The sequence below is a fragment of the Cellulomonas cellasea genome (assembly GCF_006538745.1).
In the GTDB taxonomy this organism is placed as follows: Bacteria; Actinomycetota; Actinomycetes; order Actinomycetales; family Cellulomonadaceae; genus Cellulomonas_A; species Cellulomonas_A cellasea.
Genome location: NZ_BJLR01000001.1, coordinates 92,852 through 118,248, shown reverse-complemented (window position 1 = coordinate 118,248; position 25,397 = coordinate 92,852). Strand labels below are relative to the sequence as shown.

19 protein-coding genes are annotated in these 25,397 nt (G+C 75.8%); 9 read left to right on the top strand and 10 right to left on the bottom strand.

Going from position 1 to position 25,397, the window contains the following annotated elements; genetic code table 11:
* Nucleotides 1-140: 140 nt before the first annotated feature.
* Nucleotides 141-800: a YflT domain-containing protein gene (locus CCE01nite_RS00515; protein WP_246056239.1), complete on the top strand. Its 660-nt coding sequence runs from the start codon at nucleotides 141-143 to the stop codon at nucleotides 798-800.
* A 109-nt stretch (nucleotides 801-909) separates the two neighbouring features.
* Here the strand turns inward: CCE01nite_RS00515 and CCE01nite_RS00510 are convergent, their stop codons facing one another.
* From CCE01nite_RS00510 to CCE01nite_RS00495, 4 genes are all read right to left on the bottom strand, one after another.
* The gene (locus CCE01nite_RS00510; protein WP_052104469.1) at nucleotides 910-2,595 is read right to left on the bottom strand and encodes a glycoside hydrolase family 13 protein; all 1,686 of its coding nucleotides are present in this window, start codon (nucleotides 2,593-2,595) and stop codon (nucleotides 910-912) included.
* 115 nt (nucleotides 2,596-2,710) lie between these two features.
* On the bottom strand, nucleotides 2,711-3,610 hold the full coding sequence (locus tag CCE01nite_RS00505; protein WP_084142960.1) for a carbohydrate ABC transporter permease: 900 nt from the start codon (nucleotides 3,608-3,610) through the stop codon (nucleotides 2,711-2,713).
* Nucleotides 3,610-4,536 carry a carbohydrate ABC transporter permease gene (locus tag CCE01nite_RS00500; RefSeq protein WP_034634720.1) on the bottom strand — a complete coding sequence of 309 codons (927 nt, stop codon included), beginning with the start codon at nucleotides 4,534-4,536 and terminating at the stop codon, nucleotides 3,610-3,612. Before CCE01nite_RS00500 ends, CCE01nite_RS00505 begins: the two co-directional genes overlap by 1 nt.
* A gap of 119 nt (nucleotides 4,537-4,655) precedes the next feature.
* Nucleotides 4,656-5,957 (bottom strand): ABC transporter substrate-binding protein, encoded by a 1,302-nt coding sequence (locus CCE01nite_RS00495; protein WP_174774670.1) that lies wholly within the window; start codon nucleotides 5,955-5,957, stop codon nucleotides 4,656-4,658.
* Nucleotides 5,958-6,091: 134 nt separating this feature from the next.
* Between CCE01nite_RS00495 and CCE01nite_RS00490 the strand changes: the two genes are divergently transcribed.
* Nucleotides 6,092-7,396 (top strand): ROK family protein, encoded by a 1,305-nt coding sequence (locus CCE01nite_RS00490; protein ID WP_052104470.1) that lies wholly within the window; start codon nucleotides 6,092-6,094, stop codon nucleotides 7,394-7,396.
* A 3-nt stretch (nucleotides 7,397-7,399) separates the two neighbouring features.
* On the opposite strand, the gene CCE01nite_RS00485 is transcribed toward CCE01nite_RS00490, so the two are convergent.
* Nucleotides 7,400-8,980, bottom strand: a complete 1,581-nt coding sequence (locus CCE01nite_RS00485; protein ID WP_034634741.1) for an aminopeptidase P family protein — start codon at nucleotides 8,978-8,980, stop codon at nucleotides 7,400-7,402.
* A gap of 171 nt (nucleotides 8,981-9,151) precedes the next feature.
* Here CCE01nite_RS00485 and CCE01nite_RS00480 point away from each other — a divergent pair, with 171 nt between their 5' ends.
* Nucleotides 9,152-9,994: a PHP domain-containing protein gene (locus tag CCE01nite_RS00480; protein WP_034634721.1), complete on the top strand. Its 843-nt coding sequence runs from the start codon at nucleotides 9,152-9,154 to the stop codon at nucleotides 9,992-9,994.
* Nucleotides 9,991-10,614: a MarC family protein gene (locus CCE01nite_RS00475; protein WP_034634722.1), complete on the top strand. Its 624-nt coding sequence runs from the start codon at nucleotides 9,991-9,993 to the stop codon at nucleotides 10,612-10,614. Before CCE01nite_RS00480 ends, CCE01nite_RS00475 begins: the two co-directional genes overlap by 4 nt.
* Nucleotides 10,615-10,636: 22 nt before the next feature.
* On the opposite strand, the gene CCE01nite_RS00470 is transcribed toward CCE01nite_RS00475, so the two are convergent.
* Nucleotides 10,637-11,254 carry a hypothetical protein gene (locus CCE01nite_RS00470; protein ID WP_141371838.1) on the bottom strand — a complete coding sequence of 206 codons (618 nt, stop codon included), beginning with the start codon at nucleotides 11,252-11,254 and terminating at the stop codon, nucleotides 10,637-10,639.
* Between the two features lie 226 nt (nucleotides 11,255-11,480).
* Entirely contained in the window at nucleotides 11,481-13,349 is a 1,869-nt protein-coding gene (locus CCE01nite_RS00465) for a DEAD/DEAH box helicase (RefSeq protein ID WP_170223922.1), read from the bottom strand.
* A 271-nt stretch (nucleotides 13,350-13,620) separates the two neighbouring features.
* Here CCE01nite_RS00465 and CCE01nite_RS00460 point away from each other — a divergent pair, with 271 nt between their 5' ends.
* The gene (locus CCE01nite_RS00460; RefSeq protein WP_141371837.1) at nucleotides 13,621-14,301 is read left to right on the top strand and encodes a ferritin-like fold-containing protein; all 681 of its coding nucleotides are present in this window, start codon (nucleotides 13,621-13,623) and stop codon (nucleotides 14,299-14,301) included.
* 137 nt (nucleotides 14,302-14,438) lie between these two features.
* On the opposite strand, the gene CCE01nite_RS00455 is transcribed toward CCE01nite_RS00460, so the two are convergent.
* Entirely contained in the window at nucleotides 14,439-14,663 is a 225-nt protein-coding gene (locus CCE01nite_RS00455; RefSeq protein WP_141371836.1) for a DUF3107 domain-containing protein, read from the bottom strand.
* Nucleotides 14,664-14,750: 87 nt separating this feature from the next.
* Nucleotides 14,751-15,374 carry a TetR/AcrR family transcriptional regulator gene (locus tag CCE01nite_RS00450; protein ID WP_141371835.1) on the bottom strand — a complete coding sequence of 208 codons (624 nt, stop codon included), beginning with the start codon at nucleotides 15,372-15,374 and terminating at the stop codon, nucleotides 14,751-14,753.
* 86 nt (nucleotides 15,375-15,460) lie between these two features.
* On the opposite strand from CCE01nite_RS00450, the gene CCE01nite_RS00445 reads away from it, so the two are divergent.
* The 3 genes from CCE01nite_RS00445 to CCE01nite_RS00435 all read left to right on the top strand — a co-directional run bounded on the left by CCE01nite_RS00445 (nucleotide 15,461) and on the right by CCE01nite_RS00435 (nucleotide 23,352).
* Complete coding sequence (locus tag CCE01nite_RS00445; RefSeq protein ID WP_141371834.1) at nucleotides 15,461-16,441, top strand: DUF3152 domain-containing protein; 981 nt, start codon at nucleotides 15,461-15,463, stop codon at nucleotides 16,439-16,441.
* 63 nt (nucleotides 16,442-16,504) lie between these two features.
* Entirely contained in the window at nucleotides 16,505-19,798 is a 3,294-nt protein-coding gene (locus CCE01nite_RS00440) for an ATP-dependent helicase (protein WP_246056237.1), read from the top strand.
* Nucleotides 19,795-23,352 carry an ATP-dependent helicase gene (locus tag CCE01nite_RS00435; RefSeq protein WP_141371833.1) on the top strand — a complete coding sequence of 1,186 codons (3,558 nt, stop codon included), beginning with the start codon at nucleotides 19,795-19,797 and terminating at the stop codon, nucleotides 23,350-23,352. Before CCE01nite_RS00440 ends, CCE01nite_RS00435 begins: the two co-directional genes overlap by 4 nt.
* 55 nt (nucleotides 23,353-23,407) lie before the next feature.
* Here CCE01nite_RS00435 and CCE01nite_RS00430 read toward each other — a convergent pair whose 3' ends face one another.
* Nucleotides 23,408-24,352 carry a phosphotransferase gene (locus tag CCE01nite_RS00430; protein WP_034633645.1) on the bottom strand — a complete coding sequence of 315 codons (945 nt, stop codon included), beginning with the start codon at nucleotides 24,350-24,352 and terminating at the stop codon, nucleotides 23,408-23,410.
* An 88-nt stretch (nucleotides 24,353-24,440) separates the two neighbouring features.
* Between CCE01nite_RS00430 and nudC the strand changes: the two genes are divergently transcribed.
* Complete coding sequence (gene nudC / locus CCE01nite_RS00425) at nucleotides 24,441-25,388, top strand: NAD(+) diphosphatase (RefSeq protein WP_141371832.1); 948 nt, start codon at nucleotides 24,441-24,443, stop codon at nucleotides 25,386-25,388.
* Nucleotides 25,389-25,397 lie beyond the last annotated feature (9 nt).

Genomic DNA, 25,397 nt, shown 5'->3' with positions numbered 1-25,397 from the left:
GGGCGTCAGCCTAGACCGGCGACCCCGGTCCGGCCGGTCCGGCCGGGTGCCGGTCAGGTGTCGGCCGGGTGGCGCCGGGGTGCCCGTGAGGTGCGGCGACGCCCCTGGCGTGGGACCGGGCGGCGGGGGAGGATCGTCGCATGTCGATGAACAAGGCCTCCCGCGTCCCGACGGCCCCGACCCTCCCCCAGGGCGAGCTCGTCGCCTCCTACAGCACCTACCTCGAGGCCCAGCGCGCGGTCGACCACCTCGCCGACAAGCAGTTCGCGGTGCAGCTCGTGACGATCGTGGGGACCGACCTGCGGATGGTCGAGCGGGTCACCGGGCGGCTGTCCTACCCCCGCGTCGCGCTCGCGGGCTTCGCGTCGGGCGCGTGGTTCGGGCTCTTCGTGGGCCTGCTGCTCTCGCTGTTCTCCGAGGAGGGCTCCTCGACGTTCGTCGCCGCGATCCTCATCGGCGGCGGGTTCGGGCTGCTGTTCTCGGTCATCACGTACTCGCTCACGGGCGGCAAGCGCGACTTCACGTCGTCGAGCCAGATCGTCGCCTCGCAGTACGCGGTGCTGTGCGCGGCCGAGCAGGCGCACAAGGCGCGCAACCTGCTCCAGGAGATCGGCGGCGTGCAGTCGGGCTGGCCCGCCCGCCCGGCGACCGGCGTGACGCCGCCGTCGGACCCGTCGGCCGCCTACCCGGCACCGGGCCCGCAGCAGCCCGCGAGCGGCTCGCCGACGGTCCCGCCGGTCACGTCGCCGGGCGTGACCCCGCCGTCGGCCCCGCCCGCACCGCCGACCGAGCCCCGCTGACGCCGAGGCGCCACCGCCGACCGACCCGCGCTGACGCCGAGGCGTCGCGACGTCCGCAGCGCCGGCACCGGGGCCCCGGTGCCGGCCCCGCGGCTCGTCCCCGCTGCCGTCAGGCCGCCGGCTCCCGCAGCCACGCGGTCGTGGCCCCCGGCAGCGCGCCCCCCTCGAGCGGGGCGCTGCTGAGCAGCACCTCCCCGGCGGGCAGCGGCGCCGGCCGGTCCCCGAAGTTCGTCACGCACAGCCAGCCCCCCGAGCGCCGGAACGCGAGTACCGCGGACCGGCTCGTCGTGACCCACGTCAGGCTCTCGTCGCCCTGCAGCTCGTGCCGCAGCGCGAGCGCGTCGCGGTAGAGGGTCAGCGTCGACGCCGGGTCGTCCTCCTGGGCCTCGACCGAGCGCTCGCCGAACCACCCCGGCTGCGGCAGGAACGGCGCGGCGGTGCTGAACCCGAACGCGACGCCGTCGCGCGTCCACGGCAGCGGGACGCGGCAGCCGTCCCGCCCCGCGTCGACGCCGGGGTTGCGGAAGAACGACGGGTCCTGGCGCGCCTCGTCCGGGAGGTCGGGCACCTCGTGCAGCCCGAGCTCCTCGCCCTGGTAGAGGTAGGACGAGCCCGGCAGCGCGAGCTGCAGGAGCGTCGCGGCCCGCGCGCGCCGCAGCCCGAGCTCGTGGTCGAGCGACGGCTCGGCGCCGCGCGCGAGCAGCCAGGCGCTGCCCTGCTTGTCGGTGCTCGCGCCGCGGGCGGGGAGCCCGTACCGCGTCGCGTGGCGCACGACGTCGTGGTTCGACAGCACCCACGTGGTCGACGAGCCCGACTCCGCGGCGAGCTCGAGGTTGAACGTGATGATCTCCCCGAACTGCGCCGCGTCGAAGTCGGCCTCGAGCAGGTCGAAGTTGAACGCCTGGCCGAGGCCCTCGGCGCTCGCGTACCGGGCGCGGCGCGACGCCTCGACCCACGCCTCGGCGACCGCGGTGCGCGGCGGGTCGTAGGAGTCGAAGACCTCGCGCCACTCGGCGTAGATCTCGTGCACGTCGTCGCGGTCCCACAGCGGGTGCGTGCCGTCCTTGGGGTGCGCGTCGAGCTCGGCCTGGGTCGGCAGCGCGTCGGGCAGGTTCTTCGCCAGCCCGTGCGCGACGTCCACGCGGAAGCCGTCGACCCCCCGGTCGGACCAGAACCGCAGCGTGGTCAGGAAGTCGTCGCGCACCTCGCGGTTCTTCCAGTTGAGGTCGGGCTGCTCCTTGGCGAAGTAGTGCAGGTACCACTGGCCGTCGCCCACGGGCTCCCACGCGGGGCCGCCGAACGTCGAGGTCCAGTCGGCGGGCGGCAGCGAGCCGTCGGGGCCCGTGCCGTCGCGGAAGACGTACCGGTCGCGGGCGGGGGAGCCCTTCGGGGACGCGAGCGCCTCCCGGAACCACACGTGCCGGTCGGACGTGTGGTTCGGGACGAGGTCGACGACGACCTTGATGCCGGCGCCGTGCAGCGCGGCGACGAGCTCGTCGAAGTCCTCGAGCGTGCCCAGGCGCGGGTCGACGGCGCGGTAGTCGTCGACGTCGTAGCCGCCGTCGGCGAGCGCCGAGGGGTAGAACGGGCTGAGCCAGACCGCGTCGACCCCGAGCCGCGACAGGTACGGCACGCGCTGGGTGATGCCGGGCAGGTCGCCGATGCCGTCTGCCCCGGAGTCCGCGAACGACCGGGGGTAGATCTGGTAGACGGCGGCCTGGCGCCACCAGGCGGCCTCGTCACGGCCCAGGTCGGGCGTCGCGCGGGCGTCGAGGACGTCGGTCACGTCGGTCATGAAAGGGCTCTCGTCTCTCTCGGGGTCGGTCGGGATGGTGGGTCCGGGCGGTCGGTGCGGGCACGGCCGGCCGGCGACGCGCTCTCACCAGCGTCGGCGCGGTCGGCGCCGGGCGCTACTTGATGGCGCCCTGCGTCACGCCCGCCATGACCCAGCGCTGCGTGAACAGGTAGACGACGATCGCGGGCGCCATCGCCATGAGGTAGGAGGCGAACGCGACGTTGTAGTTGCTGCTGAACTGGGTCTGGAACACGCTCTGCAGCACCGGCAGGGTCTGCTGCGTGGCGTCGGCGATGATCAGCGACGGCATCATGAAGTCGTTCCACGAGGCCAGGAACGCGAAGATCGCGACGGTCGCGCTCATCGGGGCCAGCAGCGGGAACACGATCCGCCGGAACACCTGCCACGTCGAGGCGCCGTCGAGCCGCGCGCTCTCCTCGAGCTCCTCGGGGACCGAGCGCAGGAACGCGGTGAACAGCATGACGCTGAACGACAGCTGGAACATCACGTGCAGGAGCGCGACACCGCCCGGGTTCGCGAGCCCGACCATGCCGGTGAGCTTGACCTGCGAGAGCGCGAGCACCGGGAACGGCAGGAACATCGCCGCGAGCAGGTAGAAGAAGGACCAGCGGAAGAAGCGGTGGTCCCAGTTCCGGGAGATCGCGTACGCCGCGAGCGAGCTCAGGACCACCGTGCCGACGACCGTCACGAGCGTGACGAGCACCGAGATGGTGAACCCGCGCGGGAAGTTCGTGAGCCGCCACGCCTCGACGAAGCCGTCGACGCTCAGCGGCGAGGGCAGCGAGAACGCGTTGCCGTCGACCGACTGGCGCGTCGTCTTGAACGCCATCGTGACCGTGGCGTAGAGCGGCAGGAGGACCGCGACCGAGCACAGGAGCAGGACCACCATGCCGGGCCGGTTCGTGCGGTCGTCGCGGTCGCGGGCGCGCAGGCTGCGGACGGGAGCGACCGGCACCTGTGCGGGCGCCGTCGTGCGGAGAGTCTGGTCGGTCATCAGAGGGCCGCCTTCCCGCGGGTCAGTCGGATCTGGAGGAGAGCGAGCACCACGGCGATGAGGAAGAAGATCGTCGCGTTCGCCATCTGGTAGGCGTAGTCGCCGCCCGTGAAGCCGGAGAAGATCGTCATCGCGACGCTGCGGGTCGCGGTGCCCGGGCCGCCGTTCGTCAGGCCGACGATGATGTCGTAGGCGTTCAGGAAGTTCTTGAAGCCGATGACGATGTTGATCAGCACATACCCCGCGACGAGCGGCAGCGTGATGGACCGCAGCCGTCGGCCCGCGCTCGCTCCGTCGAGCGACGCGGCCTCGTAGACCTCGCCGGGGATCGACAGGATGCCCGCGACGTAGATCAGCAGCGCCGACGGGATCGCCTGCCACGCCGTGACGATCACGATGGTGATCCACGCGAGGTCGGGGTCGGCGAGCATGCTCTGCTCGAGCGGCGTGAAGCCGACCGCGCCGGCCCACCGCGGCAGCGAGTTCGAGAACAGGAAGTTGAAGACGTAGGCGATCACGATGCCCGAGATGACCATGGGCAGCACGAACACCGCACGGAGCGGCACCTTGCCGCGGATCTTCGACGTGAGTCCGACCGCGAGCAGGAACGCGACGACGTTGACCACGAGCACGGTCACGAGCGCGAAGCCGATCGTGAACCCGTAGGAGCTGAGGATCGCGGGGTCCGAGAAGAGTGCGACGTAGTTGGTCAGCCCGGTGAAGTCGAACTCCCCGAAGCCCACGGAGTCGGTGAAGCTGAGCGTGATGCCCATGATCGCGGGGACGGTGATCGCGAGCGTGAACAGCACGAGCGAGGGCACGAGGAACAGGTAGGACGTGCGGCCGACGCCGGGGCGCCGGCCGCGGCGCGGCGCCGGTGCCGCGTCGTCGCGGCGCACGGCCTGCGTCGTTGTGGTGGTCGCCATGGTGGGTCTCCGGTTTCGATCGGGAGCCGGGCGGGAGGTCGTGCGGGTCGTCGCGGGGACGGTCTGCGCGGGAGCGGTGCTCGGGCGCGGTGCTCGCGCGGGCGGGGCGGGCGTCCCCGTCAGGACCGGAAGGCCAGGCGCGACCAGTCGGCGTCGATCGTGCGTAGCACCGACCGGGGCTCGGCGCCGGTGACGAGGGACTGCGCGTAGTTCTGCAGCGGGATGGACTGCGGGACGAGCTGCGAGGGCCCGATGTAGAAGTCCGCGCGCTCGTAGTACTCCTGCAGCTCGACGAGCGTCGGGTCCGTGACCTCGGCGGCGTCCTTCGTGACGCCGAACCCCAGGTTGTCCGCGTTGTAGGCGTCGATGATCTCGGGCTGCATGAGGAACTGGAGGAACTCCCGCGCGGCCTCCTTGCGGGGCGAGGCCTCGGGGATCCACAGCGCGAGGTCGACGTTGACCCGCACCTTGCGGTCGGCAGGGTCCTCGGTCATCGGCAGCGGGAACGCACCGACGTTCATGTCGGGGTTCGTCTTGGCGATCTCGGTGAGCGCCCACGGCCCCTGGAGGTACATCGCGGCCTCGCCCCGGGCGAACGCGAGGTTGCCGTCGCCGTACCCGCGGCTCGGGGCGTCGGCGTTGTCCCACGCCGTGAGCTGGAGCATCCGCTGCACGGGGTCGAGCAGCTGCTCCTCGAACGAGACGGGGGAGGACGGGCCGACGTCGGCGCCCTGGGCCTTGAGCTCGGTGAAGAAGTCGGTCGTGTCGAGCATGCCTCCGACGGCGTAGTCGAAGTGGCCCTGCGCGATCGTCCACGGGTCGCGGTAGGTGCTGTAGATCGGCGTGATACCGGCCGCCGAGAGCGCCTCGCACACGGCGGTGAGCTCGGACCAGGTCGTCGGCGCGGTGAGGCCCTGCTGCTCGAAGAGGTCCCGGTTGTACAGCACGGCGGCGGCCATGAGCGAGTACGGCAGGACGCTCGTGCGCCCCGGGTAGGTCGCGGTGACCTCGATGAGCGGCAGGAGCTCGTCCTTGACCCGGTCCGCCTCCGGCAGGTCGCCGAGGTCGCTCAGCGCGCCGCGCTCGACGTAGCGGGAGATCTCGAAGTTGTAGTTGAGCAGCCCGATGTCGGGTGGCGACTCGCGCACGAACGAGCCGGCCAGGTTCGACGTCGCGTCGTGGCGCACGCGCACCCGGGACTGGGTTTCGTGGAACTGCTCGATGAGCCCGTCGAAGTAACCGATGACCTCGGGCTTCGACTGGAAGAACGTGATCTCGGTGACGCCGGAGCCGGCGCCCGAGCCGCGTGCGCAGCCGGTCAGCGCGAGGCCGGTGGCCGCGGCCCCGAGTCCGCGCAGGAAGGTGCGCCGGGACAGGTCCCGGGGCGGGCCGCCGGGAGCGCCGGGCGGCGGTGGAGGCAGGGAAGGCACGTCGTCGTCTCCTCGTCGGTGGCCCGGCGGTGCCGGGTGCGCGCGTGGCCCTTGGTTGATCCAGACGGTAAATCTAAGTGCTGGATATATCGAGCATGAGCCCACTCCGCCCGTAAGGTCAAGACGTGTCCGCGATCTCGGGGTCCCCCCAGCAGCTCCGCCGCGCCAACCTCGCGGCGGTGCTCGACTTCGCCTGGGACGCCGGCCCGTTCACCGCGACCGACGCCATCGACGCGACCGGCCTGACCCGCACGACGGTCCTCGGGCTCTGCGACGACCTCGTGGGCCTCGGCTGGCTCCGCGAGCTGAGCCCCGAGCGGCTCCCCGGCGACCGCGCCAAGGGCCGGCCCGCGCGCCGCTACGCGTTCGACCGCCGCGCCGGGCACGTCGTGGGCGTCGACGCCGGCCAGCACCGCGTCACGGCATCCGTCGCCGACCTCGCCGGCGCGGTCCTCGCCCGAGCCACCCGCGTGCTCGAGGCCGGCGGCGAGGACCGGGCGACGCGGGTCGGCGGCGTGCGCGACGCCGTCGTCGACGCGCTCGGCAGGGCCGGCGCGCACGCGGGTTCCGTGCTCGTCACGGTCGTCGGCGTCCCGGCGCCGACCGACGGTCTCGGGCGTCCGCCGGCCTCCGCGGACAGGTTCTGGGCGCGGATGAACCCCGACCTCCTCGCGGCGCTCGCCCGGCCGGGGCAGCACGTCGTCGTCGACAACGACGCCAACCTCGCCGCGATCGCCGAGGGCGCCGTCGGGGCCGGGGTCGGCGCCCGCTCGTTCGTGACCCTGCTCTCGGGCGAGCGCTTCGGGGCCGGGCTCATGGTGGACGGGGTGCTGCTGCGCGGACGCCACGGCGGCGCGGGCGAGATGCACGTGCTCGACCTCGTGGACGGCGTCGGCTCCGCGTCCGGGCTCGCGGCGACCGTGCGGCAGTGGCTCACCGAGGACGCCGGTCTCGCGCGGCTGAGGCGCCGGCTGCCCGCCGAGCCGGAGTTCGCCGACGTCACCACCGCCGCGCTCGCGGGTGACCCCGACGCCCAGCGCGTCGTCGACCGGCTCGGCGACCGGCTCGCGCGGGTCTGCGCGGTGCTCGGCGGGCTGCTCGACGTCGAGCGCGTGATCGTGGGCGGCGCCGTGGCGGGCTCCGCCGGGCCGGTGCTCGAGCGCACGACCGCGAGCCTCGCGTCCTACATGCACCTGCCCGTGCCCGAGGTCGTGGCGTCGACGCTCGGGGCGGACGGCGTGCACCTCGGCGCCGTGCGCCGGGCACTCGCGCTCGTCCGTGCGGACCCGCTCGCGCTCACGCTCCGTGAGGTGCCCACCTCGGAGCCGGCCGAGCCGGCCGAGCCGGAGCAGCCGGCCGCGCGCGACCGCGGGGCCGCCGTCGGGCAGCCCGACCGCGCGGCGGGCACCCCGGCGACGGCGTCCGCCTGAGGCTCAGCCCAGCAGGCCCGCCATCCACGCCTCCACGTCGTCCGGCCGCCGGGGGAGCGCCGCCGAGAGGTTCTCGTTCCCGTCGGCCGTGATCAGCACGTCGTCCTCGATGCGCACCCCGATGCCGCGGTACTCCTCGGGGACGAGCAGGTCGTCGCTCTTGAAGTACAGCCCGGGCTCGATCGTGAAGACCATGCCGGGCTCGATCACCGCGTCGAGGTACAGCTCGCGGCGCGCGAGGGCGCAGTCGTGCACGTCGAGGCCGAGGTGGTGGCTCGTGCCGTGCACCATCCAGCGCCGGTGCTGCTGGCCCTCGGGGCTGAGCGCCTCCTCGACCGGCACGGGCAGCAGGCCCCACTCGCCGAGCCGCGCGGCGATGACCTCCATCGCCGCCGCGTGCACGTCCCGGAAGCGGTTGCCGGGCACCGCGACGGCGAACGCGGCGTCGGCCGCGTCGAGGACCGCCTGGTAGACGCGGCGCTGCACGTCCGTGAACGTCCCGTCGACCGGGAGCGTGCGCGTGACGTCCGCGGTGTAGAGCGAGTCGACCTCGACGCCCGCGTCGACGAGCACGAGCTCGCCTGCGCGGACCTGCCCGTCGTTGTCCGTCCAGTGCAGCGTCGTCGCGTGCTCGCCCGAGGCGGCGATCGTCTCGTAGCCGACGGCGTTGCCCTCCTCCCGGGCGTGCGCGCCGAAGGTGCTCTCGATGACCCGCTCGCCGCGCCGGTGCGCCGTCGCCCGGGGGAGCGCGCGGACCACCTCGGCGAACCCCGCGATCGTCGCGTCGACGGCCTCGCGCATCTGGGCGACCTCGTGCTCGTCCTTGAGCAGGCGCAGCTCCGAGAGCGCCTCCGCGAGGCGGGCGTCGGTCAGGCCCGCGTCCTCGGCCGCGCGGATCTCCTCGACGACGGCCTCGACCGTCTCGTCGGCGTCGGGCACCACGAGCAGCTGCACGCCGCCCTCGCCGACGTCCTTCGCGAGCGCGTCACGCAGGCCGTCGAGGTGCGCGGTCTCGATGCCGGTGACGCTTGCGAGGTCGTCGAGCGTCGGGCGCGCGCCGACCCAGAACTCGCCGTAGCGCGAGTCGGAGAAGAACTCCTCGGTGTCCCGGCCGGCGAGCGGGCGCACGTAGAGCACCGCCCGGTGCGTCGCCGACGTGACGGCCTCGCCGTCCTCGCCACCGGGGGCGTCCCCGTGCGCGTCGTCCACGGGGTGCAGGACGAGCACCGCGTCGGGCTCCTGCTCCGCGCCGAGCCCCGTCAGGTGCGCGAACGCGGAGTGCGGACGGAAGCGGTAGTCGGTGTCGTTCGAGCGGACCTTGAACGAGCCCGCGGGGACGACGACGCGGGCGCCGGGGAACTGCGCGCCGAGCCGCGCGCGGCGGACCGCGGTGTACGGCGCGGCCGGCGACGGGGCCGCGGTCGTGGCCGGGCGGGGACCCCAGCCGGAGGTGATGAACTCGGTGAACGCGCGCGAGTCCGGGCGCTGCGAGCGGTTGGAGCCGCGCGACTCGAGGGGCTGGTCGCCCGGCTGCGGAGCGGGCTGCGCGGGCGCGGACGTCTCGGGGGTCTGGCCGTCGGTCATGACGTCCATCCTCCCACCGCACGCCCACCACGACCCTCGCGAGGCGACGTCCGCGCGCGGCGGGCGGCGCGGGCGCACGCCGGACGCGCGGCGGTCGGCGAGGAGGTGAACCCGCGGCCGCGCCGCCCCCACGGTCTCAGCCCGTGGACGAGCGCCCCTAGGGTTGAGCCCGTGCGCATCGACCTCCACACCCACTCGACGGCCTCCGACGGCACCGAGCCGCCCGCCGAGGTCGTCGCGTCGGCCGCCCGTGCGGGCCTCGACGTCGTCGCGCTCACCGACCACGACACGACCGCGGGGTGGGCCGCGGCGGAGCAGGCGGCGCACGAGCACGGCGTCGCGCTCGTGCGCGGGACCGAGGTGTCGGCGCGTGCGCGCGGCGTGAGCGTCCACCTGCTCGCCTACCTGCAGGACCCCACGCACCCCGCGCTGGTCGCCGAGCTCGAGCGGACCCGCGCCGCCCGCGACGGCCGCGCCCGCGCGATGGTCGACCTCATCGCGGCCGACCATCCGCTGACCTGGGAGGACGTGCTCGAGCACACGAGCCCCGGCACGGTCGTCGGCCGCCCGCACATCGCCGACGCGCTCGTGCGCCTCGGCGTCGTCGCGAGCCGGGACGCCGCCTTCGTCGAGCTCCTGCGCAGCGACGGGCCCTACCACGTGCCGCACTACGCACCCTCGGCCGTCGCCGCGGTGCGCGCGGTCCGGGCGGCCGGCGGCGTGCCGGTCTTCGCGCACCCCGGCGCCGACGGGCGCGGTCGCGTCGTGTCCGACGACGTGTTCGACGAGCTCGCCGACGCGGGGCTCGCGGGCCTCGAGGTCCACCACCGCGACCACACGCCCGCGCAGCGCGAGCGCCTGACGCGGATCGCCGAGCGCCTCGGGCTGCTCATGACCGGGTCGAGCGACTACCACGGCGCCGGCAAGGCCAACCTCCTCGGCGAGAACCTGACCCAGCCGTCCGTGCTGGCGGACATCGAGAAGGAAGGGACCGTGCCGGTGGTGCGCCCGTGAACGACGTCGTCGACCTGCGCCTCCTGAGCGAGGTCTTCATCACCCTGTTCGTCATCATGGACCCGCCCGGGACCGTGCCGATCTTTCTCGGGCTGACCAGCACGATGACCCGCCAGCAGCGCAACCGTGCGGCGCGCCAGGCGATCCTCGTCGCGTTCGGCGTGATCGTGTCGTTCGCGGTGTTCGGCCAGCAGCTCCTCGCGTACATGCACATCTCGCTGCCCGCGCTCCAGGCGTCGGGCGGGCTCCTGCTGCTGCTCGTGGCCATGGAGCTGCTGACCGGCAAGATGGAGGAGCCCGAGCCGTCCGGCAACGGCAACGTCAACGTCGCGCTCGTGCCGCTCGGCACGCCGCTGCTCGCCGGGCCGGGCGCGATCGTCGCGACGATGGTCTTCGTCCAGGCCACCGACGGGTCGACCGCCGACTGGGTCGCGATCGGCCTCGGCGTGCTCGCGGTGCACCTGTGCCTCTACCTCGCGATGCGGTTCGCCAACGTGATCCACCGCGTCCTCGGGGACTCGGGCGTCATCCTCGTGACGCGCATCGCCGGGCTCCTGCTCGCGGCGATCGCGGTGCAGCTCGTCGCGGACGCCGTCCGGGCGTTCGTGCTGCAGGGCTGACCGGCGGGCCGTCGGGTCCGGTTCAGCCGCGCGGCGGGGCCGGCGCGCGCAGGCCGAGGGACCGCAGCTCGAGCGACGCGAGCGCGCGCAGGACGTCGGGGTCGCGCCGGCGCCACGCGTCCGCCGGGTCGTCGCTCACCCGTGCGAGCGCGCGGACGGGCTGCGTCGCGAGCGCGCGCAGCGCGAACAGGTCGAGGTCGGCGGCCGAGTCGAGGATGCGCCTCGCGGCGCGGGACCGGCTCGCGAACCGCACGCGCGCGCGCAGCCAGGCGCCCACGACGAGCAGCACCGGGACCGCCGCGACGAGGATCCCCAGCAGCAGCGCGAGCTGTGCGGCACCCTCCTGGACCTGGACCCCGGCGCGGGCGATCGAGTCGGCGGCGCCGCCGGCCGCGTCGAACGGGCTGCGGGCGTCGTCGCCCACGAGCGGGACGCGCGCGACCGTGTCGCCCGCCGACCCGAGGCTGTCCGAGAGGGACGAGCCCGCGTCCTCGAGCGTGCGCCCGGGAGCGGCGAGCCGGGCGACGGAGTCGTGCACCCACAGCCCGGCGCGGACCCATGCCGCCACCCACAAGACGACGAGCAGGTCGCCGACGAGCTGGCGCGTGCGTCGCCACGGGTTCTGCGCGTAGAGGGCCACGCCGGACATCCTGGCGTGCCCGACCCGGCGTCGCGCGGCGTCCGGCCGGACGGGCGCGGGCTCGACCGTCGGGAGGCGGACGCAGGACGGGCAGGCCGCTCGGGAGGCGGGACGCGAGCCGGCCGCTCGGGAGGCGGGACCCGCGACGAGCCGCCCGCTCACGAGGCCGGACGCACGAGGGGCCGCCCGCTCGGCTGAGCGGACGGCCCCTCGGTGGTGGTGCGGGTCAGCCCTGCGCGGAGGTCTCCTGCGCGGGGGCGGCCGTCTCCTGGCCCGGTGCGTCCGTGCTGCCGCCGCGGGTGCGGCGACGGTTGCGGTTGCGGCGCGGGCGGTCGCCGGCCGGGGCGTCGCCGCCCGCGGCGGCCGTCACCGGCTCCTGGGGGTTCGCCGGCGCGGCCGCCGACCCCTCGACCGCCACGGCGGAGTCGCGTCCGCTCCGGCTCCGGCTGCGCGTCCGGCCACCCTCGCGGGGACCGCCCTCACGCGCGCCGCCGTCGGGGGACCCGCCGTCACGCGCACCGCCCTCACGCTGACCGCCCTCACGCGCGCCGGCCTCGCGGGGTGCGCCGTCGCGGGCACCGCGCCCACGGCCGCCGTCGCGCCCGCCGCCGTCACGACCGGCGTCACGCCCGCCGCCGTCACGACCGGCGTCACGCCCGCCGCCGTCACGCGCGCCCTCGCGACCGCCGGAGCGCCCGCCCGCGGAGGCGTGGCGCTTGCCGGTCTCGCCGAGGTCCTCGAGCTTCTCCGCGTCGAGCCCCGCGCGCGTCTGTGCCGACTTCGGCAGCCGGCCCTTGGTCCCCGCGGGGATGTTCAGGTCGGTGAACAGGTGCGGCGAGCTCGAGTACGTCTCGACGGGCTCGGGGATGCCGAGCTCGAGCGCCTTGTTGATCAGGCCCCAGCGCGGCACGTCGTCCCAGTCGACGAACGTCACGGCGGTGCCCTTGTTGCCCGCGCGGCCGGTGCGGCCCGTGCGGTGCAGGTACGTCTTCTCGTCCTCGGGGCACTGGTAGTTCACGACGTGCGTGACGTCGTCGACGTCGATCCCGCGCGCCGCGACGTCCGTGGCGACGAGCACGTCGACCTTGCCGTTGCGGAACGCACGCAGCGCCTGCTCACGGGCGCCCTGGCCGAGGTCGCCGTGGATCGCGCCCGCGGCGAACCCGCGCTCGATGAGGTCGTCGGCGACCTTCGCGGCGGTCCGCTTGGTCCGCGCGAAGACGATCGTCAGGCCGCGGCCCTCGGACTGCAGGAGCCGCGCGAGCACCTCGACCTTGTCGAGCGCGTGCGCGCGGTAGACGACCTGCTTGATGTTCTTGACGGTCTGGCCGCCGTCGTCGGGGTCGTTCGCCCGGATGTGCGTCGGCTGCGTCATGTACCGGCGCGCCATCGCGACGACCGCACCCGGCATCGTCGCGGAGAACAGCATCGTGTGGCGCGACGCGGGCGTGCGCGAGAGCAGCTTCTCGACGTCGGGCAGGAAGCCCAGGTCGAGCATCTCGTCGGCCTCGTCGAGCACGACGCACCGCACGCGCGACAGGTCGAGGTAGCCCTGGTTGAGCAGGTCGATCATGCGCCCGGGGGTCCCGACGACGACCTCGACGCCGGTCTTGAGCGCGTCGACCTGCGGCTCGTACGCGCGGCCGCCGTAGAGCTGCACGATGCGCACCGAGCGCTTCGCCGACGCGGTCATGAGGTCGCCGGCGACCTGGACCGCGAGCTCGCGGGTCGGGACGACGACGAGCGCCTGCGGCTTGCCGGGCGCGGGCAGCTCGTCGAACCCGCGCTCACCCGGCGCGACGACGCGGTGCAGCAGCGGGACGCCGAAGCCGAGCGTCTTGCCGGTGCCCGTCTTGGCCTGGCCGATGATGTCGTGGCCCGAGAGCGCGACCGGGAGGGTCATCGCCTGGATCGGGAACGGGTGCGTGATGCCGGCCGCGGCGAGCGCCGCGACGATCTCCGGGCGGACCTCGAAGTCCGCGAACGACGGGTTGCTCGCCTGCACGCTGCTGGAGGTGGCGGTGGCCTCGTCCAGCAGGGGCAGGCCCTCGACGGTGGTGTCGTCGGCGGGGAGAGCGGGATCGATGGTGGTCACAGGCGACTCTTCACTCGTGTGGTGGCGAGCCGCACGAGTCCCTCCGGCGCACGGGCCGGGTCAGGAGACGGGCATCGCCACGTGGTTGGCCGGCAGCCGATCGTGAATGTCAGTTCGTGACGACGCGGCGCTCGCGAGCGGCGAGGGCGGTGGAGGCACGAGGCGGTCGAGACGACCGGGCAACCGATGTACGGGTTCGATGCTACCGGACGCCCGTCCGGGCGGCTGTGAGGCCGGTCACCCGGGAGCGCCGCGGCGCTACGATCCTCGGATGACCGAGACGCTTCCGACCGGCACGCAGACCGCCCAGAGCGCCGACACCCTCGAGCTCCTGGGCCTGGTCGCGCAGCTCGAGCTGGTCGCGTTCGCGCGGCTCGCGTCGGACGCCGCCCTCGCCCCCACGCTCGCGCAGCGCCTCGAGCTGACCCGGTTCGCGGCGACGAGCGTCGAGCGTCGGGACCGGGTCCTCGCCCGCGTCGCGGAGCTCGGCGGCGACCCCGAGGCGGTCCTCGGCTCGTTCGCGCACGTGCTCGACGACTTCGACGCGCGGACCGCCCCGAGCACGTGGTGGGAGCGCCTGCTCACCGCGTACGTCGGCTACGGCGTCGCGGACGACTTCTGCCGGCACGCCGCGACGTCGCTCGACGAGCAGTCGCGCGTGCTCGTGCTCGACGTGCTGGGCGACGTCGGGCACACCGACCTCGCGGTCGCCGAGCTCGACGTCGCGCGCGCCGACGACGAGGTGCTCGTCTCGCGGCTCGCGCTGTGGGGCCGCCGGCTCGTGGGGGAGGCGCTCGGCGTCGTGCAGAACCTGCTCGCGACGCGCCCCGGGCTCGCCCGGCTGGCCGCCGCGGCGGACGGCGCGCAGGGCGGCGACGGCACGGCCCGGCTCTTCGGCGAGCTCACCGCCCAGCACACGCGCCGGATGGGCCGCCTCGGGCTCACGGCCTGACCGGCTCACCGCCTGACGCGCCGAGTGCCTCGGACAGCACGGGACCCGGCGCGGTCAGCCGCCGCGCCGGGTCCTCGTCGTGCTCGTCCGTGCCGGCCCGTCGTGCTCCGTGCTGGTGCGTGCTCGTCCGTGGTGGGTCAGAGGTTGCCGAAGCCCACGCGACCCTTGGTCTCCGCGCCGATCTCGACGTAGCCGAGCGTCGCGACCGGGACGATGACGCGCCGGCCCTTCGTGTCGACGAGCTCGAGCACCGTCTTGCTCTCGAGCGCGGCGGCCACGGCTGCGGCGACCTGCTCCGCCGTCTGGTCGGACTCGAGCATCAGCTCGCGCGGGAGGTTCTGCACGCCGATCGTGATGTCCACTGAAACCGTCTCCTCGCAGCTCTCCTCGTCCCGCACCGACGCGCGGGACGTACGGCCCGCGCTCGTCGCGCGGACCGCTCCGTCATCCTAGGCAGATCCGTCGTACTCGAAGTCCGCGCGGATGAGCCCCGCCACCCCGCCCCAGGCGAGCCGCCCGACCAGCTCCGCAGTCTCGTCGGCCGAGGGCGCGTCCGCGACCCGCAGCCGGTGCGTCGCGGCGACCTGGGCCATCGCGGTGAGGGACGTGGCGAGCATCGCGGTGCTCGCGGGCGGCAGGCCGGTCACGTCCTCGAGGACGACGGCGATGCGGCGCGCGGCCTCGGTGGTGGCGTGCTCGACGCGGGTGCGCACGTCGGCGTCGTGGGTCACGTCGGACTCGAAGAGCAGCGTCGAGGACTCCCCGGCGCCGTCGACGAACTCGACGTACGCGCGCACGATCGCCATGACGACGTCCCGCCCGTCGCCGGGCTGGACGGGGCCGCGCTCGATGGGCTCGACCGCGGTCTCGATCGCGTCGACGAGGGCCTGGCCGCGCTGGTCGATGACCGCGAGGTACAGGTCGAGCTTCGAGGGGAAGTGGCGGTAGAGGACGGGCTTGCTGACCTCGGCGCGGTCCGCGATGTCGTCCATCGAGACGTGGTGGAAGCCGTCGCCGGCGAAGAGCTCCTGGGCGACGCGGAGCACCTGCGCGCGCCGCGCATGCTTCGCCATGCGCGGGCTCCTCGCGCGTCCCGCCCCCAGCTCGCTCACCCGGCGATGGTAGCCACGGCATGTGTCCGGGATGCGACGATATTCGGATGTCGGCCCCCCTCCCGTCCCCCGGACGGTCCAGCACGGGGTCCGGCGCGTCCTCGATCGGGCGGCCCCGGCCGCGCAGACGGGTCCGGCTCACGGCGCTCGCCGTCGCGGTCGCGGCGTTCTGCGCGGGGGGCGCCACGGCGGTCGGCGCGCTGCCCGACCCCGGCCCGCGGGGCGCCGTCCTGCAGGCGTGGGGCACCGTGACCGGGGCGCGCGGCGACGAGCCCGCGGGGCGTGACGAGGTCCGCCCGACCGCGACGCCGACCCCGGAGCTCGTGGGCGAGCTCGACTCGCTCCCCGAGGAGCCCGTCGGCACCGACGCCACGGAGGTCTCCGACCAGGTGCTCGTGCCGCAGCTCGGTGGCGGGTCCACGAGCCTCGAGCGCGGCGGCGGACCGACGGCGTCCGACCTCGCGGCGGGCCTGCTCTCGCTCGACGTCCCCCGGTCCGCGTCGGGCGACCTCGTCGTCGTCCCCGGGTCCCAGGCGGCTCCGTCGCCCGCGGCCGGCACGGCGCCCGACGTGCGGACGGTGCGCATCGAGGTCGAGGCGGGCCTCGACGTGGACGCGGGGCTGTTCGCGTACACGGTCATGGCGACGCTCAACGACCCGCGCGGCTGGGGCGCCGACGGGTCGATGGTCTTCGCGCGCACCGACGGCGACGCCGAGCTGCGCGTGGTGCTCGCGTCCCCGGCGCTCGTCGACCGGATGTGCGCGCCGCTCGAGACCGTCGGCAAGCTCTCGTGCGGGATCGAGGGCAGCGCGGTGCTCAACTACCTGCGCTGGGTGGACGCCTCGAGCTCGTGGGACGGGGACAAGGTCGCGTACCGGCACTACCTCGTGAACCACGAGGTGGGCCACATCATCGGTCACCGGCACGAGTACTGCGGCGGGCCCGGCGAGGTCGCGCCGCTCATGCAGCAGCAGACCGGCCCGATGGCGCCCTGCACCCCCAACCCGTGGCCGTTCCCCGGTTCCTGAGGGTGCGCGGTCGCCTCGCGTGGGCGCCACGGGACTGTCGGTGGCGTGTGGTGTGATCTGCCCGTGAACCCCGGACCGTCGCGCGCCGCGCCCCTGCGGCTCGTGCGCCCGGCGATCGTCGAGCAGCACGGCGCGGTGCTCGCCGGGGGCGCGGCCGGCGCCGGCGGGGCGTTCGAGGCCGGGCTCGCGCTCGACCCGCAGCAGCGCGAGGTCGTCGAGCGCGTCGCGGCGGGTGCGGACCCCGCGCTGCTCGTGCTCGGCGCGCCGGGCACCGGCAAGACGAGCGTCGTGGTCGAGGCGGTCGTCGCGGCCCTCGCGGACGGCGACCTCGCGCCCGAGGACGTGCTCGTGGTCGCGGCGAGCCGGCGCGCCGCCGCCGAGCTCCGCGACCGGCTCTCGGCCCGGCTCCAGCGCACGTCGGGGCAGGCGATGGTCCGCACGGCCGCCTCCGCGGCGTTCGCGGTGCTGCGCGCGCGCGCCTCGCTGCTGGGCGAGCCGCCGCCGACCCTCATCTCGGGGCCCGAGCAGGACATGCTGCTCAGCGAGCTCCTCGCCGGGCACGCGGCCGGGGACGGCGTCCCGCTCGACTGGCCGCCGTCCGTGCCGCCCGAGGCGCTCGGCCTGCGCGCGTTCCGCGACGAGCTGCGCGACCTGCTGATGCGCGCCGCCGAGCGGGGGCTCGCGCCGGTCGACCTCGCCGAGCTCGGCGAGCGCCACGCGCGCCCCGCATGGGTCGCGGCGGCGGCGGTCTACCAGGAGTACCTCGACGTCACGCTGCTGCGGACCGCGACGCCCGACCTGGGCTCGCGCTACGACCCGGCGGTCGTCGTCGAGGAGGCCGCCGAGGCGCTGCTCGCGTGGGACGACGAGGTGGCCGCGGCGCCGCGCCCTGGCTGGCGGCTCGTCGTCGTGGACGACCATCACGAGAGCACCGCGGCGACGGCCCGGCTGCTGCGCGTGCTCGCGGACGGCGGGGCGCGGCTCGCGCTGTTCGCGGACCCGGACAGCGCCGTGCAGACATTCCGCGGGGCGAGCCCCGCGCTCGTCGCGCGCGCGACGGTCGACGGCGGCGGCCCGGGCGAGCTCGGTGCGCAGCGCCTCGTGCTCGGGACGGTGTGGCGGCACGGCGCGCGCCTGCGCGAGGTCGCGTCCGCCGTCGCGGGCCGGGTGGGCACCCAGGGCGCGGTCGTGCACCGCCGGGCCCCGGCCCGCGACGGCGCGCCGGGGCACGTGCGCGTCGCGATCCTGCCGAGCGCCGCGCAGGAGTCCGCGTACGTGGCGCACGCGCTGCGGTTCGCGCACCTCGAGCACGGCACGCGGTGGGAGCGCATGGCCGTCGTCGCGCGCTCGGGCGCCCAGGTGACCGCGCTGCGCCGGGCCCTCGCGAGCGCGAGCGTCCCCGTCGCGGTGCTCGGCAGCGACGTCCCGCTGCGCGAGGAGCCTGCGGTCCGCCCGCTGCTCGACGCCGTGCGCTGCGTGCTCCCCGACGGGACGGTCGGGTCCGCGGCGCTCGACGCCGAGACCGCCGCCCGGCTGCTGTGCTCGCCCCTCGGCGGGCTCGACACCGTGGGGCTGCGCCGCGTCCGCCGCGCCCTGCGCGCCGAGGAGCTCGCGGGCGGGGGAGGCCGGGGCAGCGACGCGCTGCTCGTCGAGGCGCTCACCGAGCCCGGCCGCACCGCGGGGCTGCCGCCGGGGGTGCGCCGTCAGGTCGAGCGCCTGGCACGCGTCCTGGCGACGGGGCGGACGGCGGCGCTGGCCGCGACGGCGGACCCGCAGACGGTGCTCTGGGCGCTGTGGGACGCCGCGGCGCTCGCGGAGCCATGGCGCCGGGCCTCGCTCGCGGGCGGCACCGCCGGCGCCCGTGCCGACCGGGACCTCGACGCGGTGCTCGCGCTGTTCCGCGCCGCGGAGACGTTCGTCGACCGGATGCCGCAGGCCCCCGCGGGCGCGTTCGTCGACTGGGTGCTCGGCCAGGACCTGCCCGCCGACACGATCGCGGCGCGGGCCGACCGGGACGCGGTCGCCGTGCTCACGCCCGCCGGTGCGGCGGGCCGCGAGTGGGACATCGTCGTGGTCGCCGGGGTCCAGGAGGGCGTGTGGCCGGACCTGCGCCTGCGCGACTCGCTGCTCGGTGCGCAGACGCTCGTCGAGCTGCTCGCGGGCCGCGAGCCCGACGCGGGGCAGCTCGGTGCGGGCGCGCGGGCGGCGGTCCTGTCCGACGAGCTCCGGTCCTTCCACGTGGCCGTGTCCCGGGCGCGCGAGCGCGTCCTCGTCACCGCGGTCGCCGACACCGACTCCCAGCCCTCGCCGTTCCTCGAGCTTGTCGACCCGTGCGACGACGACGTCGACCCGCGCAAGGTCACGACGCCGTCCCCGCTCGACCTGCGCGGGCTCGTCGCCCAGGTGCGCTCGCGGCTCGAGTCGAGCGTGCTGCGGGGGCGGCCCGACGCGGCGGCCGTCGCGATGCTCGCCCGGCTCGCGCGCGCGGGCGTCGAGGGCGCCGACCCCGGCGCGTGGCACGGCCTCGCGGAGCCGTCGAGCGACGCGCCGCTGTGGCCCGAGGGCGAGAAGGTCACGGTGTCGCCGTCGAAGATCGAGACGGCCGCGACGTGCGCGCTGCGGTGGGCGCTCGAGGCCGCCGGCGGGACGGCCGCGGAGAGCTCGGGGCAGTCGCTCGGCACGCTCGTCCACGCGATCGCCCAGACGTACCCGACCGGGACGCACGACGAGCTGCTCGCCGAGCTCGACCGGCGCTGGCCCGAGCTCGGCCTGCCCGACGGGTGGCCGACCACCGTGCAGCGCCGCCGCGCCGAGTCGATGGTGCGCCGGCTCGCGCAGTACGTGCGCAGCGCGGGGGAGCCGCTGCTCGTCGAGGCCCCGTTCACGCTCGAGCTCGACCGTGCCGTGGTGCGGGGGTCGATCGACCGGATCGAGCGCGCGCGGCCCACGGGGGACGGCGCCGACGGGGACGACGGCACCGAGCGCGTGACCGTGAGCGACCTCAAGACCGGGCGCACCGCCCCGACCGCCGCGCAGGCGCTCGAGAACCCGCAGCTCGGCGCGTACCAGCTCGCGGTCGACGCGGGGGCCGTCGAGGGCCTGCCGCCCGGTGCCCGCAGCGCCGGGGCGCAGCTCGTCTTCGTCTCGGACGTCAACAGGAGCGCCGCCGCGCTGCGGACCCAGGCACCGCTCGAGGACGACGGCGACGGCACGAGCTGGGCGCGGCGCCGGATCGAGGAGGTCGCGGGCCACATGTCGGCGGCGACGTTCGCGGCGTCGGAGAACGAGATGTGCTCGCGCTGCCCGGTGCGGCGCAGCTGCCCGGCCCGCGACGAGGGCGCGCAGGTGGTCGAGTGACCCCGGACGACGCCGCGGCGCCCGTGCGGCGGCCCGTGCTCTCGGCCGCCCGGATCGCGGAGCTGCTCGAGCGACCCTCGCCGACCCCCGAGCAGGTCGAGGTCATCGAGTCGCCCCTGCGACCGTCCCTGGTCGTGGCCGGCGCCGGGTCCGGCAAGACCGAGACCATGGCGGCGCGCGTCGTGTGGCTGCTCGCGAACGGGCTCGTCGCGCCCGAGCAGGTCCTCGGGCTGACGTTCACGCGCAAGGCCGCGGGCGAGCTCGGGGACCGTGTGCGCCAGCGGCTGCGGCACCTCGCGCGCGCGGCGACCGCCCAGGGCCTCGTGCTGCCCGGCCTGCCGCTCGCCGCGTCGGGCTTGGACCCCGGGCTGCTCGACCTCGCGCGCCCGACGATCGCGACCTACAACGCCTACGCGGCGTCGCTCGTGACCGACCACGCGATGCGCCTCGGCGTCGAGCCGACGTCCCGGCTCCTCGGCGAGGCCGCGCAGTGGCAGCTCGCGAGCCAGGTCGTCGAGTCGTGGACCGGGGACCTCGATACGGAGGCCGCCGTCTCCACGGTCGTCGAGGCGCTGCTCGAGCTCTCGGGCGCGCTCGACGAGCACCTCCTGACGCCCGACGAGGCGCGGGCGGGCATCGAGGGCATCATCGAGGCGATCCAGGCGACGCCCCCGGGCACGCCGCCGCGCGCGCCGTACGCGCCGATCACGAAGCTGCTCGGGCTGCTCGGCGAGCGCACCCGCCTGCTCGAGCTCGTCGCCGACTACCGCGCCCGCAAGCGTGCCGCCGACGCCCTCGACTTCGGCGACCAGGTCGCGCTCGCGGCCCGGCTCGCGCGCGAGGTCCCCGAGGTGGGCTCGGGGGAGCGGGCCCGGTACCGCGTCGTGCTGCTCGACGAGTACCAGGACACCTCCTACGCGCAGCTCGCGCTGCTCGGGGCGCTGTTCGGCGACGGGCACCCGGTCACCGCCGTCGGCGACCCGCACCAGTCGATCTACGGCTGGCGCGGAGCGAGCGCGGGCGGCCTCGAGCGCTTCCCGTCGACGTTCCCGGTCGTCGAGCTCGACGAGGACGGCGCGACGCGGCGCCCGGCCGACGTGCACCTGCTCTCGACGTCGTGGCGCAACGACGAGGCGATCCTCGAGGCCGCGAACCACGCGGCCCTGCCGCTGCGGCGCGCGAGCACGCGCGTCGAGGTCCCCGAGCTCGCCGCCCGCCCCGGCGCCGGCCCCGGGCTCGTCCAGGCGCACGTCGCGGCGACGCTCGAGGAGGAGGCGGCGGCGGTCGCCCGCTTCGTCGCCGAGCGCTGGCGACCCGCCGGGCCGGGGGTCGCGCGGGTCACGGCCGCGGTGCTGTGCCGCAAGCGTGCCCAGTTCACGGTCCTGCGGCGGGCGCTGCGCGACGCGGGGCTGCCCGTCGAGGTCGTGGGTCTCGGGGGCCTGCTCGCGACGCCCGAGGTCGTCGACCTCGTGGCGATGCTCCAGGCTGCGCACGACCCGTCGCGCGGCGACGCGCTCATGCGCCTCCTGACCGGTGCACGCACGCGGCTCGGTGCGGCCGACCTGCACGCGCTCGCCGCCTGGTCGGCCGAGCTCGCGGCGGGTCTGGGGCACGCGCGCCGGGCGGCGGAGCGCCGGGACGCCGAGCGCGACGGGACAGGCACGGCCGGGACCGACGGCACACCGCCCGGTGCCGGCGACGTGGTGCTGGGCGCCTCCGACCGCGCGGTGGCCCCCTCCGCCCGAGCGGCGGACGCCGGTGACCGGGCACAGGGGGCTCCCGGCTCGGCGCCGGAGCCGGTCGCGGCCGACGTCGTCGACGAGCGCAGCATCGTGGACGCGATCGACGAGCTGCCGCCCCCCGGCTGGCGCAGCCGCACCGGGCGCACGCTCAGCGACACCGCCCGCGCGCGCCTGACCGACCTCGCGCAGCTCCTGCGGGTGCTGCGCTCGCACACCTACCTGTCCCTGCCCGAGCTCGTCGGCGAGGCGGAGCGCCTGCTCGGCCTCGACATCGAGGTCGCGGCGCGCGCGGGCGTCTCGGCCGGCCGGGCACGCGCGCACCTCGACGCGTTCCGCGACGTGGCCGTGCAGTTCTCCGACGGCGCGGACAGCCCCACGCTGGGCGCGTTCCTCGCCTGGCTCGCCGCCGCCGACACGCGCGAGCGCGGTCTGGACATGCCGGTCGCGGAGCCGGACCCGGACGCCGTGCAGATCGTCACGATCCACGCCGCGAAGGGCCTCGAGTGGGACGTCGTCGCGGTCGCCGGGATGGTCGACGGCGGGCTCCCCGCCATCCGCACGTCCGGCAAGGACGGTCCGACGGACAAGGCGTGGCTCAGCGGGCTCGGCACGCTGCCCTACCCGCTGCGCGGCGACCGGCACGACCTGCCTCAGCTCGCCTACGCCGGTGCGGCCGACCCGAAGGACCTCGAGGAGCGCCGCCGGCGGTTCGTCGAGGACGCCGGGCAGCACGCCGTCGCCGAGGAGCGCCGGCTCGCCTACGTCGCGCTCACGCGGGCCCGGTCGGCCCTGCTGCTCACGGGCGCGTGGTGGGGCGAGGCGTCGCAGCCCCGACCGCCGTCGCTGTTCCTCACCGAGCTCGCCGAGGCGGGCCTCGTCCACCCCGAGGCGTGGGCCGAGGAGCCGGACGACGGCGCGACGAGCCCGCGCGGCGGGGACGACGTCGCGCCGGTCTGGCCGGCTGACCCGTTCACCGGGCCGGGTGGGCGGTCGTCGGGCACGCGGCGTGCCGCGGTCGAGGCGTCCGCGCAGGCGGTGCGTGAGGCGATCGCCGCGGCGTCCTCCGGGGAGGGGCACGGCCCGCCGCCCGACCCCGCGGTGCCGACGCCGTGGGACCGCACCGCCGACCTCCTGCTCGCCGAGCGGGCCCTCGCCGCGTCCCCGTCGACCGACGTCGAGCTCCCGCCGCACCTGTCGGCGTCCGCGGTCGTCCGGCTCGCCTCCGACCCGCAGGAGTTCGCGCGAGCCCTGCGCCGGCCCGTGCCGCTCGAGCCCTCGCCGCAGGCCCGGCGCGGCACGGCGTTCCACGCGTGGGTCGAGGGCTGGTTCGGTTCGGCCTCGCTCGTGGACGTCGACGACCTGCCCGGCGCCGACGACGACTCCGTGCGCGTCGACGCCGACCTCGTCGCACTGCGCGAGGCGTTCCTCGCGACGCCGTGGGCGCACCGGGTGCCGCTCGCCGTCGAGGTCGACATCGAGACGCCGGTCGCCGGGTACGTGCTGCGCTCGCGCATCGACGCGGTCTTCGCCGACCCCGACCGCCCCGACGTGCCCGGCGCGGTCGTCGTCGTCGACTGGAAGACGGGCGCCCCGCCGACCGACCCCGCGGCGGTGCAGGCCCGCGAGCTGCAGCTCGCGGTGTACCGGCTCGCGTGGTCACGCTGGAAGGGCACGCCGCTCGAGCGCGTCAGCGCGGCGTTCTGCTACGTCGGCGGCGGACGCACGGTCCGCCCGGAGCGGCTGCTCGACGAGGCGGAGATCACGGCGCTGCTGCACGCCGCCGCGGCGCCGTCGCCGCGCGCGACCCGGTGAGACGCGCACGGCCGGCGCGCGGCGGCGACGCCTCCGGCGGGCCGCGGCGAGCGGGTCAGCCGATCGAGCGACCCGCGACCGCGTCGGCCTCGCGCGTGCTCTCGTCGAGCTCGTGCAGCATCTGCACCGCGTCGTCGACCACGTCGGCGCTCCCGGTCCGCACGCCGTAGAGCAGCCAGCGCGCGAGCGCGAGCTCCCCGGCGAGCAGCGCGCGCTCGGTCAGGTGGCTGTCGGTGAGCTCGGTCCGGCGGAGCTGGTAGGCCTCCATGATCGAGTCGACGGCCTCCTGCGGCGCGGCGACGAGCAGCCACGAGAGGTCGTCGGCGGGGTCGGCAACCATCGCGTCGCCCCAGTCGAGGATCCCGGTCACGGTCCGGTCGTCGACGAGCACGTGCTCGGTGGTGAGCCCGCCGTGCACAACGGTCGGCTGGAACCGCCACAGCGCGACGTCCTCGAGCCGCTCCTCCCAGCGCCGGAGCAGCGTCGTCGGGACCTTGCCGGTCCGCGCGGCCTCGTCGACCTCGGCCTGACGCCGGTCGCGGTAGGTGGTCGCGTCGTACACGGGCAGCCCGGCGTTCTCGACCAGCGCGGTCGGCAGCTCGTGCAGCGCCCCGAGCGCGCGCCCGAGCGACGCCGCGAGACCCGGCCCCGGGCGCAGCGCCTCGAGCCGCAGCGGCCGGCCGGGAACCTGGGGGTAGACGACGGCGCGTCCGCCCTCGGGCAGGTGCGCGAACCCGGCGGTGCGGGGCACGTCGAACGGCAGGTGACCGGCGTCGACCTGCCCGGCGAGCGCCTCGACGAGCTCGACCTCGGCCTCGAGCAGCGCGCCGGAGCGAGCGCTCGTGGGGGACCGGACGACCCACCGCCGTCGCGCGGCGTCGATCACGACCGCGATGTCGAAGTCGCCGCCCGAGACCTCGGGGCGGCGGACGTCGTACGCGTCGAGCCCGGGCACGGCGACGGTCGCCAGGGCAGCGAGCGCGAGAGGTGAACGTGACACCCGCTCAGCCTAAGCGCGTCGCCCGCTCGGCCGCCCGTGCGTCCGCGCGTGTCTGCGATGTCGGGATTCCCCGCGTACGGTGGCGGGCGTGATCGCCGAGCCGCCGCTGTCCCGCACGCGGACCGACCGTGCCGCCGACGCCCGTGTGCGGCCGGACCTGGTCCCGTCCCTGCTGACCGATGCAGCGACGCGGGTGCTGCTCGTGCACGCCGGCGCGGTCGTGACCCGCGACGGGGGGCAGGGCGGGCAGGAGCTCGCGCTGCTCGACCCGGGGGAGGCGGCGCTGCTCTCGCCGGGCGGGAAGCTGCCCGAGGGCTGGGCGTTCCTCGGGCACGACGACGCGCCGGGCGGGGGCCGGGGCACGGCCTACCTCGCGCGGCTCGTGCCGGACGTCGCGTCCGCCGTGCTCGTGCCGGGCGACCGGTGGTCCCCGCTGCGCGAGGTCGGCGGCCAGCTCTCCGCGCGCGACGCGGGCCTCGCGACCGCGGCGGTCGCGCTCGAGGCGTGGCACGTGCGCCACCCGCGGTGCCCGCGCTGCGGGGAGGTCACCGTCTCGCACAGCGCCGGCTGGGTGCGGCGCTGCACCGCCGACGGCTCCGACCACTACCCCCGCACCGACCCGGCGGTCATCATGGCCGTCGTCGACGGGCGGGACCGCCTGCTGCTCGGGCACTCGGCGCACTGGCCGGAGAACCGCTTCTCGACGCTCGCGGGCTTCGTCGAGCCGGGAGAGTCCGTCGAGTCGGCGATCCGCCGCGAGGTGCTCGAGGAGGTCGGCGTCACGGTCGGCGGGGTCGAGTACCGCGGGAGCCAGCCGTGGCCGTTCCCGGCGTCGCTCATGCTCGGCTTCCGGGCCCGCGCGCTCAGCGAGGACATCACGGTCGACGGCGAGGAGGTCACGCAGGCGCGCTGGTTCGAGCGCACGGAGCTGCGGGCCGCGGTGCGCTCGGGCTCGGTCCTGCTGCCCAGCAGCACCTCGATCGCACGCATGCTGATCGAGGAGTGGTACGGGTCCGAGCTCCCGGACGCGATCTGAGGCCGCGGC

Excerpts from the sequence above, each read along its gene's own strand:
- CCE01nite_RS00515 (WP_246056239.1), top strand. The coding sequence starts at position 141 with ATGTCGATGAACAAGGCCTCCCGCGTCCCGACGGCCCCGACCCTCCCC.
- CCE01nite_RS00510 (WP_052104469.1), bottom strand. The coding sequence starts at position 2,595 with ATGACCGACGTGACCGACGTCCTCGACGCCCGCGCGACGCCCGACCTG.
- CCE01nite_RS00505 (WP_084142960.1), bottom strand. The coding sequence starts at position 3,610 with ATGACCGACCAGACTCTCCGCACGACGGCGCCCGCACAGGTGCCGGTC.
- CCE01nite_RS00500 (WP_034634720.1), bottom strand. The coding sequence starts at position 4,536 with ATGGCGACCACCACAACGACGCAGGCCGTGCGCCGCGACGACGCGGCA.
- CCE01nite_RS00485 (WP_034634741.1), bottom strand. The coding sequence starts at position 8,980 with ATGACCGACGGCCAGACCCCCGAGACGTCCGCGCCCGCGCAGCCCGCT.
- CCE01nite_RS00460 (WP_141371837.1), top strand. The coding sequence starts at position 13,621 with ATGACCGAGACGCTTCCGACCGGCACGCAGACCGCCCAGAGCGCCGAC.
- CCE01nite_RS00450 (WP_141371835.1), bottom strand. The coding sequence starts at position 15,374 with ATGGCGAAGCATGCGCGGCGCGCGCAGGTGCTCCGCGTCGCCCAGGAG.
- CCE01nite_RS00445 (WP_141371834.1), top strand. The coding sequence starts at position 15,461 with ATGTCGGCCCCCCTCCCGTCCCCCGGACGGTCCAGCACGGGGTCCGGC.